Source organism: Nostoc sp. KVJ3 (assembly GCF_026127265.1).
GTDB lineage: Bacteria > Cyanobacteriota > Cyanobacteriia > Cyanobacteriales > Nostocaceae > Nostoc.
In genome coordinates this window covers 386,850-400,387 of the sequence record NZ_WWFG01000003.1, presented here as the reverse complement: position 1 = coordinate 400,387, position 13,538 = coordinate 386,850, and the positions used below count along the sequence as shown (strand labels likewise).

13 protein-coding genes and 1 pseudogene are annotated in these 13,538 nt (G+C 39.4%); 9 read left to right on the top strand and 5 right to left on the bottom strand.

Going from position 1 to position 13,538, the window contains the following annotated elements:
• Positions 1-16: 16 nt before the first annotated feature.
• The 3 genes from GTQ43_RS33145 to rppB all read left to right on the top strand — a co-directional run bounded on the left by GTQ43_RS33145 (position 17) and on the right by rppB (position 2,874).
• The gene (locus GTQ43_RS33145) at positions 17-502 is read left to right on the top strand and encodes a DUF2808 domain-containing protein (protein ID WP_265276974.1); all 486 of its coding nucleotides are present in this window, start codon (positions 17-19) and stop codon (positions 500-502) included.
• Between the two features lie 265 nt (positions 503-767).
• Entirely contained in the window at positions 768-1,472 is a 705-nt protein-coding gene (gene rppA / locus GTQ43_RS33140; RefSeq protein ID WP_094343065.1) for a two-component system response regulator RppA, read from the top strand.
• On the top strand, positions 1,459-2,874 hold the full coding sequence (gene rppB / locus GTQ43_RS33135) for a two-component system sensor histidine kinase RppB (RefSeq protein ID WP_265276973.1): 1,416 nt from the start codon (positions 1,459-1,461) through the stop codon (positions 2,872-2,874). The genes rppA and rppB overlap by 14 nt, the downstream gene beginning before the upstream one ends.
• A 14-nt stretch (positions 2,875-2,888) precedes the next feature.
• Here the strand turns inward: rppB and GTQ43_RS33130 are convergent, their stop codons facing one another.
• A complete protein-coding gene (locus tag GTQ43_RS33130; RefSeq protein WP_265276971.1) occupies positions 2,889-3,998 on the bottom strand; it encodes a hypothetical protein in 1,110 nt (369 codons plus the stop codon).
• 357 nt (positions 3,999-4,355) lie between these two features.
• Between GTQ43_RS33130 and GTQ43_RS33125 the strand changes: the two are divergent.
• The 5 genes and pseudogenes from GTQ43_RS33125 (at position 4,356) to GTQ43_RS33105 (ending at position 9,254) form a co-directional block, all read left to right on the top strand.
• Positions 4,356-5,814 (top strand): annotated as a pseudogene (locus tag GTQ43_RS33125) (ISLre2 family transposase).
• Positions 5,815-6,091: 277 nt separating this feature from the next.
• Positions 6,092-6,304, top strand: coding sequence for a DUF2997 domain-containing protein (locus tag GTQ43_RS33120; RefSeq protein ID WP_265276970.1), 213 nt, complete (start codon positions 6,092-6,094; stop codon positions 6,302-6,304).
• A 282-nt stretch (positions 6,305-6,586) separates the two neighbouring features.
• Positions 6,587-8,209 (top strand): AAA family ATPase, encoded by a 1,623-nt coding sequence (locus GTQ43_RS33115; protein ID WP_265276969.1) that lies wholly within the window; start codon positions 6,587-6,589, stop codon positions 8,207-8,209.
• A gap of 125 nt (positions 8,210-8,334) precedes the next feature.
• A complete protein-coding gene (locus GTQ43_RS33110) occupies positions 8,335-8,895 on the top strand; it encodes a WGR domain-containing protein (protein ID WP_265276968.1) in 561 nt (186 codons plus the stop codon).
• 77 nt (positions 8,896-8,972) lie between these two features.
• Positions 8,973-9,254: a hypothetical protein gene (locus GTQ43_RS33105; protein WP_265276967.1), complete on the top strand. Its 282-nt coding sequence runs from the start codon at positions 8,973-8,975 to the stop codon at positions 9,252-9,254.
• A gap of 201 nt (positions 9,255-9,455) precedes the next feature.
• Here GTQ43_RS33105 and GTQ43_RS33100 read toward each other — a convergent pair whose 3' ends face one another.
• From GTQ43_RS33100 to GTQ43_RS33085, 4 genes are all read right to left on the bottom strand, one after another.
• Entirely contained in the window at positions 9,456-9,998 is a 543-nt protein-coding gene (locus GTQ43_RS33100; protein ID WP_265276965.1) for a DUF4334 domain-containing protein, read from the bottom strand.
• A 217-nt stretch (positions 9,999-10,215) separates the two neighbouring features.
• Positions 10,216-10,815: a Uma2 family endonuclease gene (locus GTQ43_RS33095; protein WP_265276964.1), complete on the bottom strand. Its 600-nt coding sequence runs from the start codon at positions 10,813-10,815 to the stop codon at positions 10,216-10,218.
• Between the two features lie 140 nt (positions 10,816-10,955).
• Entirely contained in the window at positions 10,956-11,867 is a 912-nt protein-coding gene (locus GTQ43_RS33090) for a hypothetical protein (protein ID WP_265276963.1), read from the bottom strand.
• Positions 11,868-12,076: 209 nt separating this feature from the next.
• On the bottom strand, positions 12,077-12,442 hold the full coding sequence (locus GTQ43_RS33085; protein ID WP_265276962.1) for a hypothetical protein: 366 nt from the start codon (positions 12,440-12,442) through the stop codon (positions 12,077-12,079).
• A 782-nt stretch (positions 12,443-13,224) separates the two neighbouring features.
• On the opposite strand from GTQ43_RS33085, the gene GTQ43_RS33080 reads away from it, so the two are divergent.
• Positions 13,225-13,506, top strand: a complete 282-nt coding sequence (locus GTQ43_RS33080; protein WP_265276961.1) for a peptidase — start codon at positions 13,225-13,227, stop codon at positions 13,504-13,506.
• The last annotated feature ends 32 nt before the right edge of the window (positions 13,507-13,538 follow it).

Below are 13,538 nucleotides of genomic sequence, written 5' to 3'. Positions count from 1 at the left end.
TATTTTGGAGGTAAATATGAAGAGGTTATTAATTTACGCTGTTATATTGACTCTGAGTAGCACAGCTATTATTGCTCCTAGCTATGCAAGTACTAGAACCGATGATGGTAGAGTTATCCATATTGATGGAAATGCACAATTCCCTCCCACACGCTGGGGAATTTTTAGACATACTTTCCGTTTACACGTTCCCAAAAATAGCAAAGCTATTACCCAAATACTTATCAAAGTTCCAAATAATGTAACTGTGAGTAATGACGTTAGCAATATTGATGTTGTTGATGAAAATCAACATAAGGTTAACACCAATATATCTGTCAACGGTCAAATAATACTACTAGCTTTCCCCGAAGCAGTTGCTCCTAACACTAAGTTTGAGATTGAGCTTAAGAAAATAAAAAGACAAAATCTTGGTAATGGTTCTGTCTACAGCTTCTCGGCTAAAGAGGTTGGCATTGATGCAGAAATTCCCATAGGTGTGGCTTCGTTTCGTCTCTACTAAGCCACAAGTTTAGATAGCAAATTATGATATTTAAACCTCGTCCATTTTGAAACCAGGAGTGCGGGCATCTTGCCCGCTACTACCAGCAGGGAGCAAGATGCTCCTACTACTTTTAAAAAGTATGGTTCTCAAAATAGATGTGGTTTCATAGCAATTTCATCCTAATTTCATAAACTTCTGTAACATTATTTATTAGGGGACAACCCTATTGCAAACTATGTTTACATCACAAATTTACAACGAACCTTAAACTACTGAATTTGATATGAGGGTGCTGCTAGTCGAAGATGAGCCAGATTTAGGGACTGCTATCAAGCGTACCTTAAATCAACAAAAATACTTGGTTGATTGGGTAATGGATGGTACTGAAGCATGGGCTTACTTAGAAAATAGTTCGGCACAATATACAGTAGCAATTCTTGACTGGATGCTTCCAGGAATTAGTGGTTTAGAACTGTGTAAAAGACTGCGTTCTCAAGCAAATCCTCTTCCTATTTTGATGCTAACCGCTAAAGATAGAATGGAAGATAAGGTTACTGGCTTAGATGCAGGTGCAGATGACTACTTAGTGAAGCCCTTTGGCATGGTAGAATTGCTAGCACGATTGCGGGCTTTGCAGCGCCGCTCTCCACATTTCCAACCTCAACAATTGACTGTTGGTAACTTGACTCTAGATTACGGCAATAGTACAGTTGTAAGACAAAATAGTATAGGCGAACAGCAAAGCATTCCTTTAACTAATAAAGAGTTCCAACTATTGGAATATTTTATGAAGCACCCCAAGCAGATTGTCACTACTGAACAAATTCGCAATCAAATTTGGGAAGTTAATGCGGAATCTAGTAGTAATGTAGTGGCGGCACAAATACGTTTATTACGTCGCAAACTCAGCAATAGCGACTGTCCTAATTTGATAGAAACTTTGCACGGTATGGGATATCGTCTGAATTTCACCAATGAATCAGAATAAGCTGTTTCGACTTACCCGTATTCGGTTGGCTCTGTATTATGCGATCGTTATGGGTTTAATTTTAAGCATATCTGCTTTCGGTTTCTATCGAGCAGTGTTTCATGCTCATGTGGTGGCTTTAGACAGTGAAATCGAGTCTGTGGGGGGGACACTGCACGATAGTATTGAATTAAAACTACAGTCGCCTGGAGATTTGAAACCTTTAGCGCATCAGTTATTCCCAAATCTAGATAACTGTGGAATTCAAGCTACTAATTGTATTCAAAAACATCCGCATTCTAAACGCCATCTTCTTGGTATTGTTACTAAAACTAGCTACTATATACGTTTTTTTGATATTTCAGGAAAATTAGTTGCTAATGCTGGTTATTATCCCAAGGGATTACCTGATGTTTTTGATCCAAAAATTTGGCAATTTCTCAAAGATAGTAAAGGTAAGGATTACCATCAAATTACCCTAGCACTGCATACCCAAAATTATCAAGACTGGGGATATATGCAGGTAGGGCGAAGTCTACAAGAGTTTAATCATTACTTGGATAGTGTAAAACTAATTTTGGTGTTAGGGTTGCTAGTGGCAATGGGTATGATTGCTGGTGCTAGTTGGTGGTTATCAGCATTAGCTATGCAGCCAATTTATCAATCCTACCGACAAATTCAACAGTTTACAGCAGATGCAGCCCATGAATTACGAACACCTCTAGCTGCGACAGGTGCAACCGTGGAATCAGCACTTTTAATGTCTCAACTAGACGAAGAAGAAGCACGGGATATTTTGCAAACTATACAGCGTCAAAATCAGCGACTAACTACTTTAGTTGTTGATTTATTAATGTTGGCACGTATGGATAGACAAGCCCAAAAGTTACAATATGAAATTTCTTGTCTAACTGATATTGTTAGTGATTTAATTGAGGAATTTGAAGCGATCGCAACTGCCGCAGGGATAAAGCTGACATCTTTAATACAAGTGAATCAACCTCTGAATATTATAGGTAATTCTGACCAGCTTTATCGCTTGTTTTCTAATTTAATTGTCAATGCAATACAATATACACCTAGAGGTGGGGAAGTAACAGTTTTCTTAGATCGCAACGACTATAATGCTGTAATTAAAGTTCAAGATACAGGGATTGGTATCCCGAAACACGAACTGACGCGGATTTTTGATCGCTTTTATCGAGTAAGTAGCGATCGCTCTCGTAACACTGGCGGTTCTGGTTTGGGACTAGCCATTGTTCAAGCTATTGTTCTTGCACATCAAGGTAATTTAAATGTACAAAGCGAATTAGGTAAAGGCAGCACTTTTACAGTTCAATTACCTTTGGATGTTACTCCGTTAAAGAGCGATCGCTTCACTCGACCACTTCTCAGGATTTGGTACAGGCGGCGTGGAACATAATCTCCTTTGCGACTTCAGTTCAACTCTATATCCTGACTGCTAATATGGTGTCTATTGTTTGATAACTCATGTTTTCTGTGAAGTAATCGCTCTCTCTCTAAAATCATCGCTTCTAGCTCACTGGCACGTTCTTCTGAAAGTGGAAATATCTCCTCACACGTCTGTAGATTGCCTCGACAAATCGTCCGCTTACCCTCATTACGCACAATAAAATCACCACTGGGTTGCACATAAGCAGTCCAATGGCTACCAATTTTAAACTGCTCAATTTCATTACTTGCAGATTGATTGGCTTGTCGCTGTTCGTAGGTAGTAGCGATCGCTCCTACTAAATTATCAAACATTTCTTTACGCCACAGTTCACGGTGAATGGCTCGGAATTGCCCAGCAGTATCTAACTTTGGTTCTGATTCCGGTAATGGAATTTCTGGCAGATTGATTGACTCAGGATTAACCTTGAGGATAACACTAGAGCCATCTGGTTGCAAAGTAGCTGCAAATGTAGCACCAATCGGCAGTTTCGGACTGTCAGGAGCAAAAGTGCCTAAATTCTTGCCATCAATCTGTAATATCGGTGTACCGTTGTAACGATAAAACTCTGGGTGTGATTCGGGTAACTCAAAAACTCCTACTTCCAAAGTAACGCTGCGCTTTTTCCATTGCTTACTAGCAAAGTTTTCATTGGCGAAGTCATTGTATTTGATACCCAACACTTTAATTTCATCAAACTGAAAATCCTGAAGCTGCTGACATACTTCCTCTGTAAACAGGTTATATGCCAAAGCACCAACACCTGAATCCTGACGTGATGTTGCCCAACTATGATCTGCTGGAGGGATAATTCTCAAATCCTTCGGAATATTAAGGTCATCTAAATCGTTAATGTTTTCGCCAAATTTAGCTGCTAATTTATCAACTACTTTGGGAGATAAGTCTTTCAAAGCAAATTCAATCAGAGGTAATTGAGGATGAATAGTGGCATCAAATTTAATTCCCTTTTGTTCTAAAGATTCTTTCCATTTAATCGCACCTGCACCGAAAGGAACACTCAAAACATAAATATCCTGTGGTGATGCAACGCTTGGCAGTTCATAATCATGCTCAAACGAAAACGTAATTTCCATCTGTTCTGCCAGCTTTAAACAGTCTTTGCGATGCCGATCTAATTCTGGACGGGTGTGTTGTGTATGCCACAGTGCTGCCGCGCCTTCTCTGCGAGACGCTACGCATTGACTGAGCCTGTCCCCAGGATTTACGGGAGCAATGCGATTTTGTTAGGCGACTCAAAAAAAGTGCGATCGCTAATCATCTTTTTCAGTATAAAAATATATTTATTACAATATTAGCTAGTATTAATACGTAAAACGTTCTAATAATGAACAGCATCCGTAACATCAGTTTGGAGTGCTATTTTTTTGTGGATGCGAAAAAGGTAGAATTCCCTTTTAGCAATGCTTTTGAGACAGGAAATGCCTACCTTGATGGAAAAAAATATAGATGCAACTTTAGATTTAGTGAAATCATTGAAAGACTTTGAAGCTCAGATTACTAAACTTTTAGAATTGACTAATGTTATTGTTTGGGATGGGCAAGTATTAAAAGAAAGAGAACAAAAAATTAGAGATTCAGCGCTTATTCTAGCGGGTCAATGTATTGCCTTATTTTTATATAATCTTTCCCAATCTCAATCAGTTCTCGATACAGCAAAAACTCAAACTCAAGGCTGGTGGCATCCCAAAACCCAAAGACATGGTTTTCGGACTCGACAAATATTAACAATTGGGAATGTACTTGTTACTTTAAAATTACCGTATGTAGTAACTATCAAAAAAAAAGGATGAAAATCAATCTTTGTGCGAAGGATTTTGCCCATTTTTAATGTGGTTAGGAATGTCAGAAGGATTAACCCCTTTGGTATGGTCAACTGTTGCCCAATATGGTGCAATCACTAGCTCATTTGAAGCCGCCTGTACAACTTTGACGGGTTGGGGAATTAACCTTAGTTTAAAACGAATTGAACGTTTAACATATAAATTCGGTCAAATTGGGATCAACTTACGTCAATCTAAAATCTTAAATCGCCAATTAGGGAATTTAGCTGAAGGTAATATTCTGAAAGACCAAAGAGTTGTCATTGCCGTAGATGGTGGTCGGAGTCGAATCCGAATTAATAAAAAGGGGAGAAAAAATTCCAAAACCAAGCGACACGGGTTTACCGGCAAATGGGTTGAGCCAAAGTTATTCACAATTTATGTTGTTGATGAGCAAGGTAAAAAAATAAATAATTCTGAAATTCCTATTACGAATGATGGCACTTATGAAGGATATAAAGCACTTTTGGAGATTTTAGAAGCGGATTTAGTTGACTTGGGAATTAGTCAAGCAAAACAAGTCTTATTAATCGGGGATGGAGCGGAGTGGATCTGGATACATATTCCCCCACTTTTGGCAAGATTAGGATGCCCAGTTGAAACTTATCAGCTATTCGATTTTTATCATGTTACGGAAAATATAAAAGCATTTGCAGACGCGGCTTTTAATGAGGAAGTACAGTCTAAAGAATGGTTTATAAAAGCCAGAAAGATTTTGAAAAAAGGTAATGCTAAATCCTTAATCAGCCAGATGGATGAGTTAATTGCTGTAGCTACTGGAGAACGCTGTAAGATTATGGTAGTTAAGCGGAATTATATTTTAGATGCTTATCGTAAAGGGCGTTTAAATTATGATAAAGCAATAAATAAAAAACTACCTGTTGGCAGTGGTGCAATTGAGAGTTTAATCCGCCAAGTTGTAAATTTAAGAATCAAGGGTAACAGTAAATTTTGGTTGAAAGAAAATGCAGAAATTATGTTACATCTGCGTTGTCAATGGATAGCTAGAAGTTGGGATAATTTTTGTGGTTCTATCTTTAATTCCTTTATCAAACCCCAAGCTGCTTGATAAATTTTATACTTTAATCTTCCCTTTAATTTACTTTTTGGCATAATTCATACTAAGTATAAAAGACTGATTGCAGATATTTTTATAAAAAATCGTCAAATGACGTGCTATTAATCTTTTTGAGATATTTCATCAAGATGAATTTTTGTGCAAACCAGTATTTTATTTGCAAATAAAATCACCTTGTACCTAAATATAATTTTTAGCGATCGCACTTTTTTTGAGTCGCCTAACAAAATCGCATTGCTCCCGTTCAACAGTACGTGAGGAGATAAATATGGAACGCTCAATACTGATTCATTTTGACAGTGCTACAGGTGAAGTTCGAGTGGAGGCTGAGGGATTTGAGGGGCTAAGTTGTCTTGGAGCTACGCAACCATTTGAAGAAGCACTTGGAGTTGTCAGCGAGAGCGATCGCACATTTAAAAATGAAGCCCAAACCCAACAGCTTCGGGCTACGAACAGCAGCCAAACACGTTTACGTCAGTAATCAGTCAACCCCTTCGGGGAATTCAAAATTCAAAATTATCAATTCAAAATTAAAGACAATCAGTGGGGGCTTGAAACCTGCCACTGATTGTAGACCACTGATTCCAAGAATCAGTGGGGGCTTGTACCCAGAATTAATTAATTATTCTATTCTTCATTTTGAATTTTGAATTTTGAATTTTGAATTCAAAAATCAGTCATCAGTTACCAGTCTTAACTCGGCTGGTAACTGCTGATCATAAAGGCTTCGCCATTTCATAAGTGAAATATTTGAATAATTGACATGAAACTCTCAAATCTTCTCTCCACACTCGATTCACAAATACCCATTGCTGCGGTTGATGTTCTGTCGCCCGATGAAGCGACGATTATTCAGTGGTTGACTACAGAGGCATCTAGCAAGCTATCAAGTCCAATATTCTTCTGGAATCTGGGAGTATCAACCTTAGAGCAATGTTTAATCGCAGCAGATGGGGGATTGGTCTTTAAGCCAGTTGCAGAGTACAAAAGACCTCCACACGCTGATCCACTACTATTTGTATTCGACTACATTGCTAACTTTAGTGGAAATGGTGTATTTATCCTCGGAGATATTCACCCCTTTATTGCTAAGAACTCACCCCAATTGAGTTGGGAGATTTTAAGCAAGGTAAAAAACCTTTACCACAGGTTAAAACCCACAGATAAACGCATTGTCTTGTTGGGTCAGAACATACAATTACACGAATCCTTACTCAGATTGATTCCTTATTGTGAAGTCCCTTTACCTAGTATTGACCAAATACTTGAGCATATCACTTCTTATTTGCATGACTTACAACAGTCTGCTATTGAACAGGAATTGACTTTTACTGTAACGCTAGAAAATGCTGAATTTGAAACTCTTTCTCGTGCTGCCCTGGGATTAACCCTGGAGGAGATTAGCGACTTCCTTCGGTTAACAGTCAAAGAAAACTTAACTAATGATGGTGTCGTCGTTGGCGCTGATTTCATCCCCAAAGCCGTCGAGTACAAAACTCGGCTACTGTCTCAAATGGGTATCGAGTTGGGTAAGCCAGCTACCATTCCTTTTGGCGGTTTGGATCTACTGCGCGAGTGGTTGATGAGGCGGCGGCGACTATTCACACAAGAGGCACGAAGTCTTAGCTTACCCCAACCCAAAGGTGTGTTGCTAGCTGGCCCACCCGGAACAGGTAAAAGTCACTGCGCCAAAAACATCGCTAATATACTCAATCTACCACTCTTACAACTCGACATTGCGTCCCTTCTAGGTTCACTTGTTGGCGAATCCGAAGGTAATGTTAAACGTGCATTGAAAACAGCAGAAGCGATCGCACCTTGTGTCTTGTTTATTGATGAGGTGGAAAAGGCGCTTTCGGGTCAGGGCGATACAAGTGGTGTTAGTCAAAGGATTCTTGGAACTTTGCTTACGTTCATGAGTGAGTGTACTGCTGGGGTATTTATTGTAGCTACTTGCAATGATCCATCAGCACTACCAAGTGAGTTTAAGCGCAAAGGTAGGTTTGATGAGGCTTTCTTTGTTGATCTGCCCACAGAGCCAGAGCGTGTACAGATTTTGGGGATTCATCTACAACGTTTTGGCATTCACCTGGAATCGGAGTACCTCGAAGCGATCGCTGCCAATACTGCAAAGTTTTCAGGGGCGGAACTGGAAACCCTTGCTTCGGAAGCTGCTCTGCTGGCATTCGATGAGGATAGACCGCAGCAGGTAACACTTGCTGACCTCGAAGCCTGTCGTCAAACGATTACCCCGCTTGCAATTCAGGATGCGGCGGCAGTCGAACGAATGCAATCCTGGGCGGCTACCGCACGACAGGCTAGTAGTCCTGTGGTTGCAGCGAAAACTCAATCCTTGCGTGCTGCTAAGTTTCGGAATATGAACTGATGAAAAAGCGATTGTCTCCTGATTCTATGGGGCGATCACTCTTTTAAGTTCGTAGCGATCGCGTTCAGTATATCTATCTCAGATAGGGCAATGCCCTAAAGTTAGGAAATTGACAGGGTAAAAATATGGAAATCTATTTAGTCTTTGTTGATGCTATCCAGAACAGCAATAAATTCTGGGCGGCCAAAGTCGAAGATGGTAATTTAACAGTGCAGTGGGGCAGAGTCGGCTATCAAGCACAGACTAAAGTCCACACATTAGGTAATTATCAAAGAGCCGTTAGCAAATTCAACAATCTAGTAGCCGAAAAGATGATGAAAGGCTACAGAAGAAGTCAGTCACAAATCGACAGTAATTGTGAAGTTTCTGAAATCAATAGAGCGATTGAATTACTAGAAATTATTCGTCCTTATGTAGAGCAGAAAAACTTTTCAGTTGCTTATATCAATGCCCTAAATCAATATCTGAAGATTGTCCCAACACCTTTGGGTATGCAAATTGAACCATACAGGGTATATCGCTCAGTAGAAGATGTTGATTATCAAATGGGATTACTCAATTCCCTGTTAGCGACACCTGCACCACAAGTTGCTGCGGTGGCTGTTGGTCATGCCCCTGAAGCAACAACAGAAACAGCAGTTGTCAGTCTCAAGACTATCAGTAAGAACTTCTGGCGACATTTGTAAACGAATTACCACAAAGCTTATTTAATAGTAGTTTTGTGGTAGTTTTTTATCATTGAAAATTAAAATAATGAGTGAATATGGCGAAAATAATTGTTAGTTCTTGGGAATCAGAGGGGTATGGACATCATTCTTATATTGATGAGCAAATACATCCTCAATACCTAAAAATAAGAGAAATATGCGAACGGTTAGGAATTGATATTCCAGAAATGGACACTCAAATTACGTCACTTAGCACAAGGACAGAGATTATTGCCGATGAATCTGTACTGGATTATATAGAGCCAATTTATCATAGTGATGCAGACGGGTTCTCACCGGATTACTTAGATCCAACCGATTACATCAATGCAGAGTAAATAATAAAGATTCCCCAGTTATCTATTTCACTGGGGAATCTATAAACTTATCACATCAATATCATGAAAGAATCTTGCTTTTATTGCCCATTCAAAAAATCTGTAGCTTATGCTCTTTGTACAGGTTAAATGTGTTGGTGAGGCAACTTTTACCCCCACCATACGCCGTTGCTGACTGATAACTGATAACTGATAACTGTTTTAAAGGCATCGCTTGAGAATAAAAAAGAAAGGTTGAAGTATGTTTTTATAATCCATAATTCCTAACACAGTATTTTCATCTACTTTTCTGAAAGAATCATTGATTGGCAAATAATCATAAATCATTGTAGCAGTCACTTTTCCTCTATACTCCATCATCCGCAGTCTGGCTTGACTTTTATCGGTCTTAAGTAAAGAATTAATTGAAATCAGCAATGGTTTGAGAGAATTATTTTTAGGGATCGGCAATTTTAAAACCCAGTTCATTAAAGTGGGGTTAGGCGCAACCTGGTAAATTTTTCCCTGACCATCTAAAAATAATAACGGATGAATATTTTCAGAATCTATAAATTCCTTACCATACCAATTGGAAATTTCCAATAAACCATCCATCGGATGATTTGTATGCAGTCCAGACCCTTGCCAACGACCATACATAAAGCCTAAATCTACGGGTTCAAGGGTGTTAAACAATTCTAAAGCTTTTTCTGTCGTAGTTTTACCCGTTTTCACTATCAATTGATAATTCTTTAATGTTTCCATTGTTGCTGTCCTTATATTTATAATCTTGCCGATACGAGCTTTTAATGCTCATTCTTTCGTTCTGCGTTAGCGTTCGCGCAGCGTCTCTTCGAGAAGCTTACCGGAGGTATCACTTGCCTCCAATGTTAGATGAGCATCATAATAGGCTCACTTGGAAAAAATATATCCCTTTTCCGCTCGTCTCGGTGAGCGCAATTTCTAGAAGCTTTAGCAACACTTAAAAATTAATCCGACGATAGATTTCACTCAGGGGAATTTCTACATTTAAACTGTGCAACATAATCATCCGCTCAAGGTGAGAGTGAACTTGCCATAGCCAGCGATCGTTACTGTTACGATCCAAGTTATGATACTGTTCAATGTAGGGTTCAGTTTGGCTCACAAGCAGATATTCACAAAAGCTAGCAATCGAGCGATATTTTCTGAACTTGTCCCCTCGATCATAAGCTTCAGTTGAGGGCGATAGAACTTCGACAATAAGCATTGGATTGAGAATTTCATCATTGCGATTGCCATTGAACTCTGGTTCGCCATTAACAACCATCAAATCGGTATAAGTCCCACACTGATATTCGGGAATCCAAACTCGCAAGTCGCTATTATACAAACGAAAATCGGTGTCTCTCAATAAAAACCCTAGAGTTATTAAGAAGTTGCTGGCGATCGCGCTATGAGATTCCGAACCTCCCGACATAGTAATAATCTCTCCGTTACGGTATTCATGGCGTTCAGGGTTTGTTTCTTCCATAGCCCGGTACTCGTCTAACGTCAGGCTAGTTTTTATTACATCTGGGGGACTGGTTTGAGCAAAGACCACAATCAACCTCTTGAATAATTACCTCTAAAACTATTATCAGCAATGGAACAAAGAATTGCTAATGAACGAATTATCACCAAGCTATTGATTAGCTTGGTGATAATTTTTAATCGCTTTGTAAAAAATATCAAAGTAAATACTTAAACTCTCACGACTGAACCAATGTTTATGAATTTACCTACGAGATTATCAAGCTTGATAAACTTATTTGAATCCTCTTCGGGTGTGTCAAAGTTACAAGCGACGGTACTGTAGTCTAATGTGGCAGTGGCATAGCTAGAGTCAGAGTTGTAAATCCCGCCACCCTTGCCAGACTCGAATTTACCAGAACTGAGTTCGATCCCGAAAGCTTTATTGTGTCTGATAATGCTGTTGCCTACTGTTAAGATGCCAGCATTGTAAATGCCACCGCCAAAGTGTGCCTGATTGCCACTAATGCTGCTATCACTCACGTTTAAAACGCCTTCATTATAAATACCACCCCCGGCTGTACCTGCCGTATTGCCACTAATACTACTATATTTTACGGTGACAGTGGAATTTGCAGAATTGAAGATGCCACCACCTTCACCGTGATTCCCATAACTAGGGTCGGTAGTGTTAGCAGTGTTGCCGTTGATGGTGCTGTAGTTCACTGTGACGTTGCCAGCACCCTCAATGCCGCCGCCGCCGCCGCTGATAGCAGTGTTGCCATTGATGATGCTGTAGTTCACTGTGACGTTGCCAAAACTTAAAATGCCGCCACCAGTGTTGCCGTTGATGATGCTGTTACTTACCGTGAGATTGCCATTATCATAAATTGCAATGCCGCCGCCGCTGATAGCAGTGTTGCCGTTGATGATGCTGTTACTTACTGTGAGACTGTTATTACTTACCGTGAGACTGTTATTACGAATGTTGCAAATACCGCCGCCCGAAGATGAGTCATTGTTGCTAATATTATCCCCTTTTAGTGTGAGAGTGCCAGAGTTGCAGATGCCACCACCTACTTCACCAAAATCGCGGTAACTATCACCTGTCGCCGAGTTCCCAGTAATCTTACTGTAGTTCACTGTGAGGATGCCAGAGTTGTAAATGCCGCCGCCGTTACCTTCACTATTATAATAGTCATAGCTTTTGTTACCAGTAATAGTACTGTAGTTAACTGTGAGGGTGCCAGAGTTGTAGATGCCAGCGCCGTCACCGTCGCCGTCGGATGATGATAATCCTGTATAGTATAGATTTACACGACCTACTGAATTGCCAGTGATGATGCTGTTATTTAATGTAAGAGTACCTTCATTGGAAATACCACCACCCCTCGTGTGCCAGTATTATTGGAGCCATTAAATGTATTGGTAACAGTCAGTGCATTGATTGCAGCAGTTACACCACTAGCAATATCAAAAACTCGTGTTGCACTATCGTCCTTAATAGTTAATAAGTTCGGATTTGTACCTTCAATGGTCAGGTTATCTGTGATACTCAGACCGCTACCAGTCAGACTGATGGTATGAGCCAGCCCATCTGTAAACAGTCCCCCAAAATTGATGATATCTTTTCCTGTCATGGCATTGGCATTTAGAACTGCCTGCCGCAGTGAACCTGCACCACTGTTGTTCGTATTAGTGACGGTAAATGTAGACATTCCGATTACTCCTGTTTTTTCGGTGTATAAAAATTGATATCAAGACAAATGCGATCGCCCTCCTAGTCTGCCAAGCCCAAAATGCGCTTTTTCAGATTGGGGTACATATTAGAGGTTAAAACAATTTCCCAAATAGCCAAGTTTGCTCTCGTGAACTACTGAGAGCATTTTGAGATTGAAGTCTTAATTTTTTGACTTAATTGTGATGAATGTAAGTAGATTAATTCATTAACTAGCACTTCTTCTTTTTTAAAGATTTTATTTATATCTATGTCAATACTGTGTCATTAATATGTCAAATATGTATTGAAAAGTTCCACTATAAATCTTTCTAAAGATAGATGAATTCTTCAAGCAAAGGGCATCGAAATCCTCATTAAATAATAGCATTTTACTTTGTTTAAAGAATATAGCTGTGGTAGTTTACTTATCGTCTTGTCCGATTTGAAAATGAACAAATCACCTTTAGCTAGAATTTTATTTGCAGAGAGCAGATTTTCAGTTGCAGGTATTGCAATACTACGTAGGTTTTGCATTTTTAACTCGGAATTGGGAATTGGTTTTTGGGTAAAGGTTAAAGGGTAAAGGTTAAAGGGTTAAAGGGTAAAGGTTAAAGGGTAAAGGTTTTTTCTTTCCCCTTTCCCCTTTCCCCTTTTCCCAAAAACCCGACAGACAAGTATTGGCAGGTATTGGAGTGTAGAAAATCAAGAACAAACAAGCTTTATTTCAAATTTGGGCATCTTTAATGCTAGAATTTCAAGCGACTTAACTAGAAATTATTTATGAACCGAGCTTTTCGCAAATATCATCGTCAGATTGCCATTATTCTATGTCTGCCCTTGTTTGTGACTGTGCTAACAGGTATGTGTTTTACTGGTGTCCATGAATGGTTTCACCAACGAAAACTAGGTCAATTTATTCTGCAAATTCATACCTTAGAAATCATCCATTTAGAAAAAAAATATCCAATTTTAAACGGTTTGGGATTAATTGGTTTGTTGATTACTGGTTTGAGTATGACAGGCTTATTTCGTCAACACTCAAATTCACAAACCAAAGCATAGTTTTGAGTTTCAAAACGTGATACCAACCTGGC

Coding starts and splice junctions, on each gene's coding strand:
- GTQ43_RS33145 (WP_265276974.1), top strand. CDS start 17: ATGAAGAGGTTATTAATTTACGCTGTTATATTGACTCTGAGTAGCACA.
- rppA (WP_094343065.1), top strand. CDS start 768: ATGAGGGTGCTGCTAGTCGAAGATGAGCCAGATTTAGGGACTGCTATC.
- rppB (WP_265276973.1), top strand. CDS start 1,459: ATGAATCAGAATAAGCTGTTTCGACTTACCCGTATTCGGTTGGCTCTG.
- GTQ43_RS33130 (WP_265276971.1), bottom strand. CDS start 3,998: ATGGAAATTACGTTTTCGTTTGAGCATGATTATGAACTGCCAAGCGTT.
- GTQ43_RS33120 (WP_265276970.1), top strand. CDS start 6,092: ATGGAACGCTCAATACTGATTCATTTTGACAGTGCTACAGGTGAAGTT.
- GTQ43_RS33115 (WP_265276969.1), top strand. CDS start 6,587: ATGAAACTCTCAAATCTTCTCTCCACACTCGATTCACAAATACCCATT.
- GTQ43_RS33110 (WP_265276968.1), top strand. CDS start 8,335: ATGGAAATCTATTTAGTCTTTGTTGATGCTATCCAGAACAGCAATAAA.
- GTQ43_RS33105 (WP_265276967.1), top strand. CDS start 8,973: ATGGCGAAAATAATTGTTAGTTCTTGGGAATCAGAGGGGTATGGACAT.
- GTQ43_RS33100 (WP_265276965.1), bottom strand. CDS start 9,998: ATGGAAACATTAAAGAATTATCAATTGATAGTGAAAACGGGTAAAACT.
- GTQ43_RS33085 (WP_265276962.1), bottom strand. CDS start 12,442: ATGTCTACATTTACCGTCACTAATACGAACAACAGTGGTGCAGGTTCA.
- GTQ43_RS33080 (WP_265276961.1), top strand. CDS start 13,225: ATGAACCGAGCTTTTCGCAAATATCATCGTCAGATTGCCATTATTCTA.